The following is a 17,875-nucleotide window of genomic DNA, read 5'->3' on the forward strand; positions in this document are numbered from 1 at the left end:
TTGATTTTACTGCGGAATATTCCATGTATATGAAGAATTTTAAGAAACAGTTTCCCCTTTTAGAGCAGTATACCTACCTCGACACTGCTGCTTCGGGTCTTTTGCCAGAGGCTGTACTGGAATTCCGGCAGGACCACGACCTTGACTTTTTAATAGGGGGCAGCATATTTCGGGAGAACCGCGAGGCAATGTTCCTAAAGGTGAGAAAGGCAGTTGGAGATCTTTTTCATTGCGCTCCCAACCTGGTGGCGCTAACACCCAATTTCTCTTATGGGTTCAATTTACTTATGGAAGGAATTGATCGCAGCAAAAAGGTTCTTTTGCTGCGGAAGGATTATCCTTCAGTCAATTGGGCTGTGGAGTCAAGAGGTTTTAAAGTTTGCTATGCCGAAATTGACGAAAACCTGGAGCAAAATGTTGCTGAAGCAGTAGAAAAGGAAAAACCTGATATTTTCGCTTTTAGTCTCGTACAATACATCAACGGAATTAAAATAGATCCCGCTTTCCTCCTGAAGCTGAAGGAACAATACCCGGAACTGCTACTTTTTGCTGATGGTACCCAGTATTGCGGAACCGAAAAATTTAATTTTGAAGCTTCAGCTTTGGATGTACTTGGGGCCAGTGCATATAAATGGCTCAATGCCGGCTATGGAAATGCTTTCTTTCTCTTTAAGGAACATATGCAGGAGAAAATTGCTCCAAAGGAGTTGGAGCTAAAAGACCTGCGGGGTAAGAACAAGCCGCATAAGGGCAGTTTTATCGGTAAGTTTGAGCCCGGTCACCTGGACACGCTCAACTTCGGAAGTTTAAAAGCTGCCATTGATCTTATTGAGCAAATAGGAATAGACAAGATCGAATCCAGGGTGAGGGAACTCTCAGCGCCTGCCAAAGAGAAACTTGCAGAAAGAGGCCTTTTGGAATCTGCAGTGGTGAACCGGAAGCTGCATTCTTCTATTTTTAACATTAAAGGAGATGAAAAATTATTTCAAAAGCTGCGAAGCAACAAGATAATTTGCTCTATGCGGGGTGAGGGAATTCGGGTAAGCTTCATTTATTTTAATACCGAAGCCGATCTGGATAAACTGCTCAGGAATTTATAATGAAGGATCCAAAATGCCATTTTTGGATAAAATATTTTATACACAGATCATATATCGTAAAATTATAAAATAGAAGGAACTCACAGGTTTTCAAAACCTGTGAGTTCCTTTGTGAATGCTCATAAACAAATAATTAAGTAGGTATTCTAAAGCAAATGTATTCCTGCCTGCGCCATTTCCTGCCTCATTGCTTCCGGCCAGATGCTTACCTGTACTTCTCCAATATGTTCTTTTCTTAACAGGAACATACACAACCTGGATTGTCCAATCCCGCCTCCTATGGTTTGGGGAAGCTTTCCTTCAAGTAACTGCTTGTGATAGAACAGTTGGCTTCTTGTTTCTGCCTGTCGCATTTTTAATTGCTGTTCCAGTATAGCGGCATCCACTCTTATTCCCATGGAGGAGAGTTCAAAGGCCTTTTCAAGCACCGGGTTCCATACCAGGATATCGCCGTTTAAGCCTTTTGTGGTAGCAGAGGTTGGGGAGCTCCAGTCATCATAATCGGGGGCGCGGCCGTCATGGAATTCTCCCCCCTGCAATTCCCCACCTATTCCTATAAGAAAGACAGCGCCATATTTCTTAGCGGCCATGTTTTCTCTTTCCTTTGGTGAAAGCCCGGGATATTTTTCCTGTAGATCTTCGGTATGCAAAAAAGTAATTTCTGCAGGAAGAATGGGAGTGAGTAGGGGATACTGGCTGGTTACTGCTGCCTCGGTGGCTAAAATGCCTTCATAGATCCTGGAGACCTGTTGTTTGAGGAATTCCAGGTGGCGATCTTCGGGAGCCATAACTTTCTCCCAGTCCCACTGGTCTACAGAGATCGAATGCATAGGCCCCAGCTCATCATCGGGGCGCAGCGCCTTCATGTCGGTCACTATTCCCAAACCTGGTTCCAGCTCATATTCCTTTAAGCGCAGCCTTTTCCATTTAGCCAGAGATTGCACCACCTCGGCCCTCTGTTCCTGCATTTCTTTAATAGGGAAGCCTACAGGACGTTCTATTCCGTTGAGGTCATCGTTGATACCGGTGCCCTGGAGAACAACCGTGGGGGCAGAGACCCGCACTAAAGAAAGCTTCTCTTTTAAATGTTTTTCAAATTCGGTTTTTACGAAGTGTACAGCTTCTTCGGTTTCAAGTTTTCGCGATAGTTGTTGTAGTGTAGTTTTCATAATTCTTGTTTTAGATTTTTAAGTAATAAAAAAGCCTGCCCCGGGAAGGAGGCAGGCTTATAAGCACAGAGATCCTCTCCCCTGGGTGGCGGACTATTATTATTGATATTATTTGTTTGAAGTCGTTTCATAATTGAGCAAAAAAAAGCCTTTCCTGGTGTGGGAAAGGCTTTAAATATTGTTTAAGGGATCTTGTTATACAATAATAGCTTTCCGCAACCTGAGTCGATTCAGATTGTTATTGAAATTATTATTGTTGTTATTGAAAATCACCTGTTTGTGTCTTTTGATATTTGTAAACTTACTTCTTTTTTATTTACTGCCAAATTTATTTTTCAATCTTAACTCCTTTCCAGAAGGCTACATGATCTTTGATTTTTGCAGCTTCAGATTTTGGATGAGGATAAAACCAGGCTGCATCGGGGTTTTTCTCTTCTCCCACCTTTAGGTGAAAATAGGAAGCCCGGCCTTTCCAGGGGTAGGTAGTGTGCGTGTCGCTGAGCTGAAAGAATTCAGCTTTGATAGCTTCGGGAGGGAAATACTGGTTGTTCTCCACTTCCACTGTATTATCACTCTCTGCTATAATGGTGTTGTTCCAAATTGCTTTCATAATCCTGTTCTTTTAAAAAGGTAATTTTTATAGCAGTTATCCTTGTCTGCCCAACTTCCTGCCATTTCCAGCCCGGCTTCTTCTGCAAGCCAAGCGATTGAGGTATCATCATATTTTTGAGACACTTCTGTATGTATTGTTTCCCATTTATGGAAATGTACTTCCAGATTGAGTGCGTTTACCTGCACCGTTTGTTCTTTTGTGCTAACAAGATAACTTTTTGCTACGCCGGTTTCAGGATTGTAGAGCGGCCAGTGCATAAAAGTTTCCGGATCAAAATCGGCTTCCAGCTCCCGGTTCATCCGCGTCAACAGGTTCTTGTTAAAGGCTTCGGTAACTCCTGCACTATCATTATAAGCGTCCAAAATCACCTGTGGCTCCTTTTTTTGATCCACCCCCATGAAAAACAGATCTTTTTCATGCATGGCAGAGGAGATCTTTTTAAGAAATGCAACGGCTTCTTCGGGAGTAAGATTCCCAATATTCGATCCCAGGAATAAAATTACTTTTTTCCTGTCCCGGTAATCTGCAAGACGGGTAAGTACATTTGCGTAGGTCCCTTGTTGTGGTTCTACATCTAATCCAGGGAACTCCTGTAGCAGGCTGCCACTTAGCTGTTCCAGCACATTCTTGCTTATATCGACCGGCAGGTATTTGTAGTCGTAACTTTTTTCCTGGAAATGTCTTAATAGCACCTTGGTTTTTTTCCCATCTCCAGCACCAAGTTCGATAAGGTCAAAACCGTTAAAAGAGGAAAAAGCGTCCCCTATTTCCTCCCTGTGCTGTACCAGTATATCGTACTCCTTTCCGGTAAGATAATATTCCGGCAGCTCCATGATCTTTTGGAAAAGTTCATCCCCTTTTTCATCATAGAAAAATTTGGAGCTTATCTTTTTAGGATAGGAGGTAAGGCCTTTGAAAACATCTTCGGCAAATTGCGTTTTAAATTCGGGAGGTTTTGTCTCGTTCATTGAAATAATTTTCCGCATAACTTTCCTAATTTGAAAATAAAAAAAGGAAACCCGCGGGTTTCCTTCAAATTTAATCTTTTAAAAATCCCTTTTAGTTAAAGGAATACTAACAATGCGCTTAAACCTTCTTGAGCGACATAGGTAGTAGAGAACTAACTGCTACGTCCTTTCCCGCTTTCTTACCGGGTTCAAATTGAGGTATACTTTTCAATTGTTTGATAACTTCTTTTGCAAATTCCTCTCCCCCGCCAAATATAACCACACGACCTACTTTTCCATCCACACCAACTACATAAGCAGCCGTAAGGGAATAGGTTCCCGGTTCTTTTATGGCTGAAATATTAACGTGGCGGTTCATCCAGTCATTAACCGAGGAGGTGGTGCAGGTTTGAATGTCTTCAGCTTTGCGGCACTTTTTCCAAATAGGCTGTTGATCTGCTTCTTTAGAAGTAACAACTTCTATTGGGGAAGTACCGGGTTCTGAAATGTAGAGAGGTACTTTCAGATCTACTATAACATTCGCCTTTTTGTTATCAAATTCCCCGGGGATAAAATGAGGCATATTTTTTAATCGTCTCTCCAATGCCTTTGCGGCTTCTTTAGGTATACCTTTTACGGAAGCCCAGCCTACTTTTCCTGTAGTGTCAATAATGATTCGTACAGGTATTTCAATCTTGCCTTCTTCAACGGTTGTCAATGCTCCTACTCCTGTGATATGCTGCAACACGTATCTTTCAATCAATTTGGCTGTACAGGCAGGAGTTTTTTCTACACATTCTGTGGAGGACGGAGACACATCAGCGTTAATTAAAGGAATAAAAGCTCCGGAATTACTTTCCTTCTGAGCAAAAGCTGCCGAAGTTGAAAGGGCCAGTAATAAGAAACACAGAAGGTTCTTCAAAGGGAAAAATTTTAGAAGGTGAAAGGAACTTTATAACTAATCTCCCTGGGTTTTCCTGCCAGTTGTCCCGGCTTCATTTGCGGGATAGCGAGAATTATTCGCTTTGCCTCCTCATTAAGCTCCTTTTTTGGTCCTTCTACTTTTTTTACCACCGGCTTTCCTTCTTTGTCGATCACAAAAGAAACTACTGCTTTTCCTCTAATATAGTTGCCATTGGCATCCTTCGGGAATTTATAATTTTCCTTGAGGTGCTGCGTAAGTTTCTTCCTAAAACACGCTTTTGTATCCCCGGCAGATGCTTCACATCCCGGCCAAATTGGTGGAATTTCTTTGGTGGTAACCGTATTATTGGAAACCTTCACTCCTTCCTGAGCAATGCTGGTGCCTGCGGTAAAGAGGAAAAGAATTAAAAATAGTTTTTTCATGATCGGGAGATAAAAATTTTAAAAGCGATAGGTGCTGGTAAAGTTGCGTGTATCGGGTTCCCCGTTTAAAGTTCCCGGTTCCATATCAGGAATTTTTTCCAGCATATTTCTTGCTGCTTCATTAACCAAAGGCTCAGAGCCTTCCACCGATTTTACTACAACTTCCCCTTTCTTATTAATGTCAAAGGAAACTTTCACCTGCCCACGTACGTAAGCATTGTTCTTCATGGGATATTCATAATGTTCCCTCACATGGGCATTTAGTTTTTCGTTAAAACATTCTGTTTTGTCTTCGGCATCTTCACAACCGGGCCAAACCGGGGAGGTTTGTTGTGCCTGGGAAACTGTAATTCCCCCAAAGAAAAAACATGTGATAACTAAGAACTTCTTCATACTGTTGAAAAATTTAAATTAAACAAAAATTAAACCGCTACACGGCCTTTTATAGCCGGATGCGGATCATAATTCTCCAATTTAAAATCTTCAAACTTAAAATCAAAAATATTTTTCACCTCCGGGTTGAGCTTCATCACCGGTAACGGCCTTGGATCCCTTGACAGCTGCAGGTTCACCTGCTCCATATGATTGTTATAAATATGTGCGTCACCAAAAGTGTGAATAAAATCCCCGGCCTCATAACCGCAAACCTGCGCGATCATCATGGTGAGCAGGGCGTAGGATGCAATATTGAATGGCACCCCCAGGAAAATATCGGCGCTGCGCTGATAAAGCTGACAGGAGAGTTTCCCATTGGCTACATAAAACTGAAAGAAGGCATGGCAGGGGGGAAGTGCCGCTTTCCCGTTAGCCACATTTTCTGAAAAACTTTTAGAATTATCTGGCAGTACAGATGGATTCCAGGCGGTAACCAGCATGCGGCGGCTGTTTGGATTCTTCTTTAGAGTCTCCACCACCTCTTTTATCTGGTCAATATCCTCACTGTTCCAGTTGCGCCATTGGTGTCCATATATTGGTCCCAGATTGCCATTTTCATCGGCCCACTCGTTCCAGATACGCACCCCGTTTTCCTGCAGATATTTGACATTGGTATCCCCATTAAGGAACCAAAGCAGTTCATAAATGATAGACTTTAGATGAAGCTTTTTCGTGGTGACCATAGGAAAACCTTCGCTTAGGTCAAACCGCATTTGATAACCAAAGACACTTTTGGTGCCGGTGCCGGTGCGGTCCCCTTTTTCATTTCCGTTTTCCAGGACGTGTTTTATCAAGTCGTGATACTGCTTCATTATGAGTTAATTCTGAAGGATTTATATTTTAAAGATAGTGCTGATGCTTACCTGCCAAAAATGACAAATTCCGGATCAGTTTCAGCTAAAATAGAAAACTGCCCCGATTAAAAAAGTTAATTCCAAAAATGAATTGTTACAGACTTATTAACTATCGTATTTAAGATAAAGTATACCTGTTTTAGAATAAATATGAATCCTGAGTAATTATAAGTCTTAAGTCTTGACTCCTGGCTCTTGGTTCCATCTTTAGGACATTTAAATATAAATTAACCAATGATCATCCCCGCAATAGTAGCCGAAAGTAAAGATGCGATAGTACCTCCAATAAGAGCTTTCATTCCAAACTCTGATAAGTTCTTTCGCTGGCCGGGCGCCAGGGAACCTATTCCGCCAATCTGGATTCCAATAGAGGCAAAATTAGCAAAACCACATAGCATATATGTAGCCATGATAATTGATTTTTCATAGGTAAGGCTTAGGGCGTTCACAGGGTTTTTTAATTCTGCTAACTGTATGTAACCAACAAATTCGCTGGCTGCCAATTTGATTCCAAGAAGCTGTCCCATGAGCATCATATCTTCTGTAGCCACTCCTATGAGCCACATAAGAGGTGCGAATACCAAGCCCAGCAAAGATTCGAGAGACAGCCTTGCATAAGGTGTATTTTCAGCCATTACAGCGTTGAGGGTCGTAAGATCTCCAAACCAGCCCAAAACATAGTTGATAAGGGCAATAAATGCGATAAACACAAGCAGCATAGCAGCAACATTGGCTGCAAGTTTTAAACCTTCGGTAGTACCGTTAGCGATGGCATCAAGAAGATTGGATCCAATTTTTTCTGATGAAACCTCAACATTGGTATCGATCTCCTGCTGCTGCGGATAGAGGATCTTGGAAACCACGATCGCTCCCGGTGCTGCCATTACCGAAGCTGCAAGCAGGTGCTTTGCAAATTCAAGTCTTAAGGCGGGATCATCCCCACCCAAAAATCCAATATAAGCAGCGAGTACTCCTCCTGCTACAGTGGCCATTCCACCAATCATTACCAACAGGATCTCAGATCGTGTCATTCTTTCAAGATAGGCTTTGATCATAAGTGGTGCCTCTGTTTGGCCCAGAAATATATTCCCTGCCACACTTAAGCTTTCGGGGCCAGAGATGCCCATAAGTTTGGTGAGCACCCATGCCATTCCTTTTACAATGACCTGAATTACTCCAAGATAGAAAAGTACCGAAGTAAGTGCCGAGAAGAAGATAATTGTAGGTAACACCTGGAACAAAAAGATAAAGCCGTAGCTCTCAACACTCATAAGTCCTCCCAGCAGGAATTCGCTTCCTGCAGCAGTAAAGTCAAGAATAAGAACGAAAATACCTCCAACAAATTCAAAAATGTTCTGTATAAATTCAACTTTTAGCACCCCTATGGCCAGTAATAACTGGGCTGTCAACCCTACCAGAATCGTTTTCCAGTTGATCGCTTTGCGGTTGCTGCTGAATAGAAATGCAATCAAAATAAGAGATACCATTCCCAGTGCACCTCTCCAGAAGCTTGTAAAAGTAAAACCTTGATTGGGGATGACGGTTTTTGCCGTTTCTACCGGCAGTACTTCTCCAACGGTTTGGGGGATTTCTTTTAAGGAATAAGTGACGTTCCTGGCAGAAAGAACCAGCGTAGAGTCGGTTAAAGTTTCGACTCTGAAATTTTGTATACTATCCCCGGGGTTATTGAAAAAAAGAACCAGGACATTATCTTGATAGACGTAATTCCCGGTTGCATTGGGAACTTCTTCATTGGTAAGGGCGAATTCAAAGTCGCCGTTATCAAGTTTCAAGAAGTCATTCCCGGGAGAGATCTCAAAAATGGCATTTTGGGCACTGTCTTCAACAGCTTCAAAATCCCAGGTTTTAGAAATAGATTGGGCAAAAAGGGAGGATATTCCGAAGAAGATCAGAAACAGGCAGCACCAAATTTTGTTCATAAAGGGGGGAGTTATTTTCGCTTGGAGATCTCATCTCGTATGCGGGCCGCTTTTTCATAATCTTCATTTTTTACGGCCTGATCTAACATGTTATTCAGTTCGTTAAGGGAAAGTTTTTTATAATTCTGTTGGTCAGGTTTTATCTCCACTTCTTTAGAAAATAGTTCATCTACGATGATATCTTCTTTCTTCTGTTCTTCTTCTGCCTCTTTGCTGGCATCTCCTTTTAGGTAAATACCGGCCTTGTCTAAAATGTTTTTATAGGTAAAAATGGGTGCCTGGAACCTCAGGGCAAGAGCAATGGCATCACTGGTCCTGGCATCAATGATCTCTTCTATCTTATCGCGCTCACAAATTAGACTGGAGTAGAAAACTCCATCTACCAGCTTGTGAATGATCACCTGTTTTACCACGATCTCAAATCTGTCGGCAAAATTCTTAAAAAGGTCATGGGTAAGCGGGCGGGGAGGTTTGATCTCTTTTTCTAGAGCAATAGCAATAGATTGGGCTTCAAAGGCTCCAATGACTATGGGTAATTTTCGTTCTCCTTCTACCTCGCTCAGGATTAGAGCATAAGCCCCGTTCTGTGTCTGGCTGTAAGAAATTCCTTTTATATTAAGGCGCACTAAGCTCATACTTCAAAAATACAAAAAAAGCTGTCTAAACGGGCAAAAAACCTAATTTAGACAGCCCTCTTAAAGGCTCGCAAGTTAAAAAATTATGAGTTACCAGCCTTAAATTCCTTTAATTTTTCGGTGAGCTTTGGTACAATTTCAAAGGCGTCTCCCACCACCCCGTAATCGGCTGCTTTGAAAAAAGGAGCTTCGGGGTCATTATTGATCACCACCTTTGTTTTTGAAGCGCTTACCCCGGCAAGATGCTGTATTGCACCCGAGATTCCCACTGCTATATAGAGATTTGCGGCAACGGGCTTTCCTGTTTGACCTACGTGCTCACTGTGTGGTCTCCAGCCCATGTCGCTCACTGGTTTGGAACATGCTGTTGCTGCCCCAAGAGTATCTGCAAGTTCTTCGAGCATTCCCCAGTTTTCCGGTCCTTTCATTCCTCTTCCGCCAGAAACTACGATCTCGGCATCGGCAATGGTCACCTTATCGGCTGCCTTGTCCACAGAAACTACGTTTACTGAGAAATCTCCTTCAGCAAGAGAAGGGGAGAAATCTTCTTCTTTAGTCTCTGTTGCGCTTTCTTTAAGACCAAAGGCATTTTTGGAAAGGCCTATGATCTTCACATCTGTAGAAAGTTCTGTGAAGTTAAAAGCCTTATTGGTAAAAGCTGTTCTTTTTACCTGAAGGGGCTCGGTGCCTTCGGGCAGGGCAACCACATTGGAGGCGTAACCTGCATCCAGTTGTACCGCCAATAGCGGAGCTAAATATTTTGCATTAGCACTCTGGCTAAGGACAATTACTTTTGCTCCTTCTTTTTCGACTGCCTGTTTTATGGCATCGGCATAAGCTTTGGCATTGAATTTTTGAAGTTTATCATCATTTATCTTAAGTACCTTGCTTACTCCGTATTGCCCAAGGTCCCCTGCGCCCTGTGCGTTAAAGGAAACGGCAGTGACATCTGTTCCCAACATGTCGGCAACACCTTTTGCATAAGAGGCCACTTCGAGTGCGGTCTTTTTAAATTTTCCTTCTTCTGATTCTGTATATACTAAAACTGACATATCTTTTTATGGTATATTTTTTATTGAATATTGAATAGTTAAAAATGGAGTCTGGATTCCAGACACTTCATCTTTAAATCACCTTCGCCTCATTGTGAAGCAAATTCACCAACTCATCCAGGTTATCGGGATCGATAAGTTTAATATCTCCTTTTGGCTGTGGCTTTTCAAATTTCACAGCTTCAGAATGTGTTCCTGCTTCTACCGGTTCCACTACATTAAGTGGCTTCTTACGGGCCTGCATTATTCCCCGCATATTAGGAATACGAAGATCACTCTCCTGTACAATTCCTTTTTGTGTTCCAATAACTAAAGGGAGGCTTGTCTTAAGCGTTTCTTTTCCTCCATCGATTTCGCGAATTGCCGTGGCTTCATTTCCTTCCACTTCCAATCCAATACAGGTATTTATGAAATTAGCTCCAATTAGACCTGCAACCATTCCGGGAACCATCCCGCCGTTATAGTCAATAGATTCACGGCCGGCAATAATAAGGTCATAACCCCCGTCCTGTGCTACTTTGGCAATTTGTTTTGCAACATATACCCCATCTGTAGCCGGTGTATTTACGCGTATAGCGCTATCGGCTCCAATAGCCAGAGCTTTTCTTAAGGTAGGCTCGGTCTCTGTACCACCTACATTTACCACATCTACTGTTGCGCCTTGTTTTTCTTTGAACCACATTGCCCTGGTAAGACCAAATTCGTCATTTGGATTTATCACGAACTGTACCCCGGCAGTGTCGAATTTTGTGTCACCTTCAGAAAAATTAATCTTGGAGGTAGTATCAGGAACGTGACTAATACACACTAATATTTTCATATATCTCAGTATTTTTTAAATAAAATTTATAATTGGTTTACGAAGATACATAAAAACTGAGGAAAAATACTGTGCGTGCATAAGAAATTTTTGTTCTGAAGTAGGCGATAATCCTTATTTGAATTACTATTTTTGTGGTTCGAAATTTTTAATCAAATACGTGTAATGAAGACAATCCAGTTCAGGGAAGCAATAGCCCAGGCCATGAGTGAAGAGATGCGCAGGGATGAAACTGTGTACCTTATGGGGGAAGAGGTTGCTGAATATAACGGAGCTTATAAGGCATCAAAAGGGATGCTGGATGAATTTGGTCCCGATCGTGTGATCGACACACCCATTTCAGAATTAGGTTTTTCAGGAATAGGGGTTGGTAGCGCCATGAACGGCAACCGCCCTATCATAGAATTCATGACCTTTAACTTTTCCCTGGTGGGAATTGACCAGATCATAAATAATGCTGCCAAGATGCGCCAAATGAGCGGCGGGCAATTTAATATTCCTATTGTATTTCGTGGTCCAACAGCATCTGCGGGACAATTGGGTGCTACCCACTCCCAGGCTTTTGAAAGCTGGTATGCAAATACTCCGGGACTTAAAGTTATTGTTCCTTCTAATCCTTATGACGCAAAAGGGCTTTTAAAAGCTGCTATTCGCGATGATGATCCTGTGATCTTCATGGAGTCTGAACAAATGTACGGCGACAAAGGTGAAGTGCCCGAAGAAGAATATGTTTTGCCAATTGGTAAAGCCGATATTAAAAGAGAAGGTAGCGATGTTACTATTGTTTCTTTTGGTAAGATCATCAAGATATGTTACAAGGCTGCTGAAGAATTGGAAAAAGAAGGTATCTCCTGTGAGATCATCGACCTGCGTACTATTCGCCCGATGGATCACGAGGCTATCTTGGAATCTGTAAAAAAGACCAACAGGTTAGTAATCGTGGAAGAGGCATGGCCTTTTGGAAATATTGCTACAGAGATCACTTACCAGGTGCAGTCACAGGCTTTCGATTTCCTTGACGCTCCTATTGTAAAGATAAATACTGCCGATACCCCGGCGCCATATTCTCCTGTATTGCTGGAAGAGTGGTTGCCAAATCACAACGACGTGATCAAAGCGGTGAAGAAAGTAATGTATAAGGAATAAAACCTTTCAAAAATAACATTTTCAAGCCTCCTTTTTGGGAGGCTTTTTTGTTTACAACCCCAATTACCAATCATCAAATTCCAGCCACCAAGCACCAAGCACCAAGCATCAAGCACCAAACACCAGGCACCAAACACCGAACTCCAAGCACCGAACTCCAAGCACCGAACTCCAAGCACCAAGCACCAAGCACCAAATCTTTAAATCTGCAAATTGGAATTTGGAATTTGGGATTTGGAATTTGGAATTTGAGGATTCGGAATTTGAGGATTTTGAATTTGCCTCCGCCATTTGTGAAAAAAAACCTAAACTTTATTTTAAGGAGCAACTTCTCAATAAGATATACCTATTTAAAACGGAAGGAAGTATTATATTTGCCGCCCCTAAGAGAAAAAAAGAAATTAAAAATAATATAATGAGTAAAACATTTGACGTTCTTATCGAAATCCCAAAAGGGAGCCGTAATAAATATGAGTATGACTTTGATCTAAAGAAAGTGCGCTATGACAGGATGATCTTTTCTTCCATGATGTATCCTGCAGATTATGGTTTCATTCCCGAAACCCTGGCTTTAGACAGTGACCCCTTGGACGTACTTGTATTGGTGACCGAACCTACTTTCCCGGGTTGTGTGATGGAGGTAAAGCCTATTGGTGTTTTCCACATGGCCGATGAAAAGGGGCCTGATGAGAAAGTGATCTGTGTACCTATTTCCGACCCTATCTGGAACAGGCTTAATGACCTTAGCGACGTAAATGGTCACCTTATCAAGGAAATAGAGCATTTTTTCAAGGTGTACAAAGATCTTGAGCAAAAGAAGGTTGATGTTGAAGGTTGGGGAGATGTTAAAGAGGCAAATGCTATTATCGAGGATTGTATTAAACGATATAAAGACAGCAACGGGGAAAAAGGAAATTTTTCGATCCTTTAATCTTCCGGCGCTCACCATATTAAGAAGGCAGCTATTGAAAAATAGCTGCTTTTTTATTTTAAGATATTCCTAAGGTTTAATTTCCTTTCATTCTGCATTCGTTAAAAAACCAATTAAAAAATGGCATTATCATAAAATTATTCTCTAAAATATATTTTTATCGCCTCAAGGCTACCTATGACTGAGAATATCTGAACTTTTTTGCCTGTTACTGACAAACATCATATTTAGGATGCTATATTTTCCCCTCTTTTGCTAACTTTAGCACCGTAAATAAATTTAACAAAAAATTATGGAATCATTGATGATCTGGTTGCCGGCTATCCTGGCGATCATAGGGCTCATTTTTATGTGGGCAAAACGCTCCTGGGTTTTGAAACAGGATGCGGGAGATGGAAAGATGAAGGATATTTCCTCTCACATTTACGAAGGAGCGCTGGCTTTCCTTAATGCCGAGTATAAGATCCTTACCATTTTTGTCATTGTCGCAAGCATTTTACTGGCAGGAATTTCATTTATTGTTCCTACCACCCATATTCTAATTGTTGTAGCCTTTATATTTGGGGCTATTTTTTCGGCTTTCGCCGGAAATATAGGGATGCGTATCGCAACCCAGTCTAACGTTCGTACAACCCAGGCCGCAAGGACAAGTTTGCCACAGGCATTAAAAGTGTCATTTGGAGGTGGAACAGTTATGGGACTTGGTGTGGCCGGTCTTGCCGTTCTTGGCTTAACGACCTTCTTTATCATTTTCTATCATGTCTTTATGGGCGGGGAGTGGACAGATGTTCACCAAATGACCATTGTACTGGAAACTCTTGCAGGATTCTCTCTTGGAGCCGAATCTATTGCGCTATTCGCACGTGTGGGTGGTGGTATTTATACCAAAGCGGCCGATGTTGGTGCCGACCTTGTTGGAAAAGTGGAAGCCGGTATTCCAGAAGATGACCCCCGTAACCCTGCTACCATTGCCGATAACGTTGGGGACAACGTAGGTGATGTTGCCGGGATGGGTGCCGACCTCTTCGGAAGTTATGTAGCTACCGTATTAGCGGCTATGGTTCTTGGTAATTATGTGATCAAAGACATGGGCGGTGATATTATTTCTGAAGGTTTTGGAGGGATTGGACCCATTCTTTTACCAATGGCGATCGCCGGCTTCGGGATCATTTTCTCTATCGTGGGAACGCTTTTGGTGAAGATTAGCAGTAGTACTGCTAAAGAAGCTGAGGTACAGTCAGCACTTAACAGAGGGAACTGGGTGTCCATCATCCTGGTTGCCATCTCATCTTTCTTCCTTGTGACCTGGATGTTGCCGGAAACCATGCAAATGGAATTCTTTGGCGAAGGCCCACAGTTGATTTCTTCAATGAGGGTTTTCTATGCCACTTTAGTGGGACTTGTAGTAGGAGGAGTAATTTCTGCTGTTACCGAATATTACACTGGGCTGGGTAATAAACCTGTACTTTCTATTGTTCAGAATTCCAGCACAGGTGCCGGGACCAACATAATTGCCGGTCTTGCTACCGGGATGATCTCTACTTTTTATTCTGTACTTCTTTTCGCCATCGCGATATGGGCGTCTTATGCCTTTGCAGGTTTCTACGGAGTAGCGCTTGCGGCTTCGGCCATGATGGCGACCACAGCAATGCAGCTGGCTATTGATGCTTTTGGACCAATTGCCGATAACGCCGGAGGTATTGCCGAAATGAGCGAACTGCCTTCAGAAGTTAGAGAGAGAACAGATATTTTGGATTCAGTAGGAAATACAACTGCAGCGACAGGAAAAGGATTTGCCATCGCTTCGGCGGCACTTACCTCTCTTGCTCTTTTTGCAGCTTATGTCACTTTTACTGGAATTGACGGGATCAACATCTTTAAAGCTCCTGTACTTGCCATGTTGTTTGTAGGAGGTATGATACCCGTAGTGTTCTCGGCTCTTGCAATGCAATCTGTTGGGAAAGCGGCCATGGAAATGGTAAACGAGGTGCGTAGGCAGTTTCGTGAGATCCCCGGGATCATGGAAGGAACAGGCAAGCCACAATACGATAAGTGTGTAGAGATCTCCACAAAAGCAGCCTTACGTGAAATGTTGTTGCCGGGTCTTCTAACCATTGGATTCCCTATCCTAATCGTACTTATACCCATGGCTCTTGGTTATGAAAATCCTCTTATCGCCGAAATGCTTGGAGGTTATATGGCCGGAGTTACCGTAAGTGGTGTGCTTTGGGCGATCTTTCAGAATAACGCGGGAGGTGCTTGGGATAACGCCAAGAAATCTTTTGAAGCCGGGGTGATGATCAACGGCGAGATGACCTATAAAGGTTCTGAAGCTCATAAAGCTGCCGTAACCGGTGATACTGTGGGAGATCCTTTTAAAGATACATCGGGTCCATCAATGAACATTTTGATTAAGCTTACTTGTTTAATAGGTCTTGTGATCGCGCCTATTCTTGGAGAAGATATGGCTATGGCCAATACACCCGAAGTAGATGAAGTAACTATCATTCACGAGCAGGAGGAGGCAGAAGTAGTACCTGTGGTACAATTCTCAACAGATAAAAATGAGGCTCTTGTTGCTGCGGAAAAAATTGCTGATGCGGTTATTGCTTCGGAAGCTGTACCGGCTGAAAAAGCTTCAGAAGTAACTCCTGAAAAAGAGTGATTCAGAAGGAAATTTCCTAAAAAACTTTTAAAATCCCCTGCAACCACAGGGGATTTTTGTTTTAAAATGTATCTTGAAAAAAAGTGTCAAAAATGGCATTTTTAAAACCTGTTTATGAAGCTCCTTTCCAGGATTAAAAATCATCTTACCGCCAAACCTGAAGTAAAACTGGCCACCTACCGCAGTTATGGAACTTCCAGTCATCTTTATTTGTTGGGACGGGCTATAGATGATGATAACCTGAAGATGCATGAGGACCAATCATTTTTCAGGACACTTTCCAACACCTATAAGCAGTTCGACAGCTATGAGATCTCAAATGCCGAAATTGCCCTGGAACTTCCAAATGGTGTGGTGCTTAAGACAAAAACCAATGCCAAAGGCTATTTCCTCTACGACAAGACCATTTCCCTAAACCTGAAGGAGTTTGCCAATGATGAAGGCTGGGTGAAGCTCAAGGTCTCTTTTGTGAATGAGGTGCATAACAGTAAGATCACCAACAACAATGAATTTGAAGCTGAACTGCTTATCCCGCCCATAAAGGCCAGCTACGGAGTCATAAGCGATATTGACGATACTATTTTACATACCGGGGTAACCTCTTTTCTTAAGTGGAGACTTATCAAAAACTCTCTTTTTAAAAATGCTCACAACAGGATCTCTTTAGAAGGTTCTCCTAAATTTTATAGGGACCTGCATGCCGGAAAGAAAGGAGATGAACAGAACCCCATAATCTATTTAAGCAATAGTCCATGGAATCTATACCAGTATCTCAGAATTTTCCTGGAGGTCAATGATTTCCCAAAAGGACCTATTTTGCTGCGGGACTTTAGAACCCCTTTTGATAAAACATTAAGACCCGAGAAGCCGCACAAGCAAAAGGAGATCGTAAATATCCTGAAGACCTATCCCCACCTTAATTTCATTCTCATTGGTGATAGTGGAGAACACGATCCTGCTATTTACACAGAGATCGCTGCCCAGTACCCAGATCGTATTTTGGCAATTTACCTGCGCAGCGTAAAACACCGCCGACAAATGAGACGGGTGAGAAGTATAGTGGACAACTTCGAGACCGTTCCCGTCTTAATGGTCGAAAATTCCCAACAAGCCGAGGAACATGCGCGGGAACAGGGGTTTATTTAAAGGTTTAATGTTGTTGCAGGTTGCAGGTTGCAGGTTGCCCTTTCTACGTTCCGCGCTTCATGCGAAACGGAGCTTTTTGGTGACCGAAACAATCTGCCTCTTTTGAATGTGGATACCAACTTCCTGATGACTTGTAACTTTTTTATGCCTTTATGCTCCATTATTAGAAAGGTAAGTTGCCATCACTGCCGACTTGGGACTGTGCACTGCATACTGAACCTGACCACTGATGACTGAGAACTGAACACTAATTCCGTCTTGTAAAGGGCACAAACCTTACCGGCATCAAGTTTTTGATCTTCAGCTTTCCGTTCTTTTGTTTTGTTACAAGTCTTAGTTCCTGCGAAGCCGACATGGGGCCAACCGGGATGATCATTTTACCACCCACCTTAAGTTGTTCTGCCAGTCGGGGAGGGATTTCTTCGGGAGCAGCGGTAACAATAATAGCGTCGTAGGGCGCATGTTCTTCCCAACCGTAAAAGCCATCCCCAACCCTGAAGTGGATGTTGTCGTAACCCATTTCTATAAGTCTCTTTTTTGCAGTCTTCGCCAAAGGTTCGACAGTTTCAATGGTGTAGACCTCATCTACAATCTCAGCCAGCACTGCCGCCTGGTATCCAGATCCTGTTCCTATTTCCAGCACCTTCATTCCCGGTTTAGGATTAATGGCCTGGGTCATATAAGCAACAATGAATGGCTGAGAAATGGTTTGCCCTTTTCCAATGGGTAGCGGCCTGTCATCATAGGCATAGCTTTGCATGTTCGGGGGAACGAGTTTGTGTCGCTCCACAGTCCGCATGGCCTTTAGAACATTTTTATCATCTATTCCGCGGGAAGCAAGATGCTGCTTCACCATTCTCTCGCGCTGTTGCTGATATCTGTCCTGTTCAGTAAAGGGAAAGAAAAAGAGCAGGACAAAACCCCAGATAAATACACCAATTTTCATTTTTCTATTTAAGGTAATGAAAATCAGTAAATTGTGAAAGAATACTTATTGAATAAAAAATAATGTGCGAAGTCAAAATTTCGCTCAGCTGTGTCTTCGCAAAGCTGCCATGCGAAAGCAGAAGACTAT

At 42.5% G+C, this 17,875-nt stretch carries 17 protein-coding genes; 5 read left to right on the top strand and 12 right to left on the bottom strand.

Annotated elements, in window-relative coordinates; genetic code table 11:
• Positions 1–29: 29 nt before the first annotated feature.
• The gene (locus tag LA313_RS08935; protein WP_228914337.1) at positions 30–1,100 is read left to right on the top strand and encodes an aminotransferase class V-fold PLP-dependent enzyme; all 1,071 of its coding nucleotides are present in this window, start codon (positions 30–32) and stop codon (positions 1,098–1,100) included.
• Between the two features lie 146 nt (positions 1,101–1,246).
• On the opposite strand, the gene asnA is transcribed toward LA313_RS08935, so the two are convergent.
• The 11 genes from asnA to LA313_RS08990 all read right to left on the bottom strand — a co-directional run bounded on the left by asnA (position 1,247) and on the right by LA313_RS08990 (position 10,912).
• Complete coding sequence (asnA, locus tag LA313_RS08940) at positions 1,247–2,269, bottom strand: aspartate--ammonia ligase (RefSeq protein ID WP_228914338.1); 1,023 nt, start codon at positions 2,267–2,269, stop codon at positions 1,247–1,249.
• A 328-nt stretch (positions 2,270–2,597) separates the two neighbouring features.
• Positions 2,598–2,879 (bottom strand): DUF427 domain-containing protein, encoded by a 282-nt coding sequence (locus tag LA313_RS08945; RefSeq protein WP_228914339.1) that lies wholly within the window; start codon positions 2,877–2,879, stop codon positions 2,598–2,600.
• Positions 2,876–3,850, bottom strand: a complete 975-nt coding sequence (gene egtD, locus LA313_RS08950) for an L-histidine N(alpha)-methyltransferase (protein ID WP_228914340.1) — start codon at positions 3,848–3,850, stop codon at positions 2,876–2,878. Before egtD ends, LA313_RS08945 begins: the two co-directional genes overlap by 4 nt.
• A 118-nt stretch (positions 3,851–3,968) precedes the next feature.
• The gene (locus tag LA313_RS08955; protein ID WP_228914341.1) at positions 3,969–4,751 is read right to left on the bottom strand and encodes a hypothetical protein; all 783 of its coding nucleotides are present in this window, start codon (positions 4,749–4,751) and stop codon (positions 3,969–3,971) included.
• Positions 4,752–4,762: 11 nt separating this feature from the next.
• Entirely contained in the window at positions 4,763–5,176 is a 414-nt protein-coding gene (locus LA313_RS08960) for an energy transducer TonB (RefSeq protein ID WP_228914342.1), read from the bottom strand.
• Positions 5,177–5,194: 18 nt separating this feature from the next.
• Positions 5,195–5,569, bottom strand: coding sequence for an energy transducer TonB (locus LA313_RS08965; RefSeq protein ID WP_228914343.1), 375 nt, complete (start codon positions 5,567–5,569; stop codon positions 5,195–5,197).
• A 29-nt stretch (positions 5,570–5,598) separates the two neighbouring features.
• The gene (locus tag LA313_RS08970; protein WP_228914344.1) at positions 5,599–6,423 is read right to left on the bottom strand and encodes a thymidylate synthase; all 825 of its coding nucleotides are present in this window, start codon (positions 6,421–6,423) and stop codon (positions 5,599–5,601) included.
• 269 nt (positions 6,424–6,692) lie between these two features.
• Positions 6,693–8,405, bottom strand: coding sequence for a nucleoside transporter C-terminal domain-containing protein (locus tag LA313_RS08975; protein WP_228914345.1), 1,713 nt, complete (start codon positions 8,403–8,405; stop codon positions 6,693–6,695).
• An 11-nt stretch (positions 8,406–8,416) separates the two neighbouring features.
• A complete protein-coding gene (locus LA313_RS08980) occupies positions 8,417–9,040 on the bottom strand; it encodes a bifunctional nuclease family protein (protein WP_228914346.1) in 624 nt (207 codons plus the stop codon).
• A gap of 83 nt (positions 9,041–9,123) precedes the next feature.
• Positions 9,124–10,092, bottom strand: a complete 969-nt coding sequence (locus tag LA313_RS08985; RefSeq protein ID WP_228914347.1) for an electron transfer flavoprotein subunit alpha/FixB family protein — start codon at positions 10,090–10,092, stop codon at positions 9,124–9,126.
• A 73-nt stretch (positions 10,093–10,165) separates the two neighbouring features.
• Positions 10,166–10,912, bottom strand: a complete 747-nt coding sequence (locus tag LA313_RS08990) for an electron transfer flavoprotein subunit beta/FixA family protein (RefSeq protein ID WP_228914348.1) — start codon at positions 10,910–10,912, stop codon at positions 10,166–10,168.
• 165 nt (positions 10,913–11,077) lie between these two features.
• Between LA313_RS08990 and LA313_RS08995 the strand changes: the two genes are divergently transcribed.
• The 4 genes from LA313_RS08995 (at position 11,078) to LA313_RS09010 (ending at position 16,800) form a co-directional block, all read left to right on the top strand.
• Positions 11,078–12,058: a pyruvate dehydrogenase complex E1 component subunit beta gene (locus LA313_RS08995; protein ID WP_228914349.1), complete on the top strand. Its 981-nt coding sequence runs from the start codon at positions 11,078–11,080 to the stop codon at positions 12,056–12,058.
• A 415-nt stretch (positions 12,059–12,473) separates the two neighbouring features.
• Complete coding sequence (locus tag LA313_RS09000; RefSeq protein WP_228914350.1) at positions 12,474–12,989, top strand: inorganic diphosphatase; 516 nt, start codon at positions 12,474–12,476, stop codon at positions 12,987–12,989.
• Between the two features lie 292 nt (positions 12,990–13,281).
• Complete coding sequence (locus tag LA313_RS09005; RefSeq protein ID WP_228914351.1) at positions 13,282–15,654, top strand: sodium-translocating pyrophosphatase; 2,373 nt, start codon at positions 13,282–13,284, stop codon at positions 15,652–15,654.
• A gap of 114 nt (positions 15,655–15,768) precedes the next feature.
• The gene (locus tag LA313_RS09010; RefSeq protein ID WP_228914352.1) at positions 15,769–16,800 is read left to right on the top strand and encodes an App1 family protein; all 1,032 of its coding nucleotides are present in this window, start codon (positions 15,769–15,771) and stop codon (positions 16,798–16,800) included.
• 247 nt (positions 16,801–17,047) lie between these two features.
• Here the strand turns inward: LA313_RS09010 and LA313_RS09015 are convergent, their stop codons facing one another.
• Positions 17,048–17,746: a protein-L-isoaspartate(D-aspartate) O-methyltransferase gene (locus LA313_RS09015; RefSeq protein WP_228914353.1), complete on the bottom strand. Its 699-nt coding sequence runs from the start codon at positions 17,744–17,746 to the stop codon at positions 17,048–17,050.
• Between the last annotated feature and the right edge of the window lie 129 nt (positions 17,747–17,875).

It is taken from the genome of Salinimicrobium sediminilitoris, assembly GCF_020866905.1.
In the GTDB taxonomy this organism is placed as follows: domain Bacteria; phylum Bacteroidota; class Bacteroidia; order Flavobacteriales; family Flavobacteriaceae; genus Salinimicrobium; species Salinimicrobium sediminilitoris.

Coding starts and splice junctions, on each gene's coding strand:
- LA313_RS08980 (WP_228914346.1), bottom strand. CDS start 9,040: ATGAGCTTAGTGCGCCTTAATATAAAAGGAATTTCTTACAGCCAGACA.
- LA313_RS08960 (WP_228914342.1), bottom strand. CDS start 5,176: ATGAAAAAACTATTTTTAATTCTTTTCCTCTTTACCGCAGGCACCAGC.
- LA313_RS09000 (WP_228914350.1), top strand. CDS start 12,474: ATGAGTAAAACATTTGACGTTCTTATCGAAATCCCAAAAGGGAGCCGT.
- asnA (WP_228914338.1), bottom strand. CDS start 2,269: ATGAAAACTACACTACAACAACTATCGCGAAAACTTGAAACCGAAGAA.
- LA313_RS09015 (WP_228914353.1), bottom strand. CDS start 17,746: ATGAAAATTGGTGTATTTATCTGGGGTTTTGTCCTGCTCTTTTTCTTT.
- LA313_RS08965 (WP_228914343.1), bottom strand. CDS start 5,569: ATGAAGAAGTTCTTAGTTATCACATGTTTTTTCTTTGGGGGAATTACA.
- LA313_RS08975 (WP_228914345.1), bottom strand. CDS start 8,405: ATGAACAAAATTTGGTGCTGCCTGTTTCTGATCTTCTTCGGAATATCC.
- LA313_RS08935 (WP_228914337.1), top strand. CDS start 30: ATGAAGAATTTTAAGAAACAGTTTCCCCTTTTAGAGCAGTATACCTAC.
- egtD (WP_228914340.1), bottom strand. CDS start 3,850: ATGAACGAGACAAAACCTCCCGAATTTAAAACGCAATTTGCCGAAGAT.
- LA313_RS08970 (WP_228914344.1), bottom strand. CDS start 6,423: ATGAAGCAGTATCACGACTTGATAAAACACGTCCTGGAAAACGGAAAT.
- LA313_RS09010 (WP_228914352.1), top strand. CDS start 15,769: ATGAAGCTCCTTTCCAGGATTAAAAATCATCTTACCGCCAAACCTGAA.
- LA313_RS09005 (WP_228914351.1), top strand. CDS start 13,282: ATGGAATCATTGATGATCTGGTTGCCGGCTATCCTGGCGATCATAGGG.
- LA313_RS08945 (WP_228914339.1), bottom strand. CDS start 2,879: ATGAAAGCAATTTGGAACAACACCATTATAGCAGAGAGTGATAATACA.
- LA313_RS08995 (WP_228914349.1), top strand. CDS start 11,078: ATGAAGACAATCCAGTTCAGGGAAGCAATAGCCCAGGCCATGAGTGAA.
- LA313_RS08985 (WP_228914347.1), bottom strand. CDS start 10,092: ATGTCAGTTTTAGTATATACAGAATCAGAAGAAGGAAAATTTAAAAAG.
- LA313_RS08990 (WP_228914348.1), bottom strand. CDS start 10,912: ATGAAAATATTAGTGTGTATTAGTCACGTTCCTGATACTACCTCCAAG.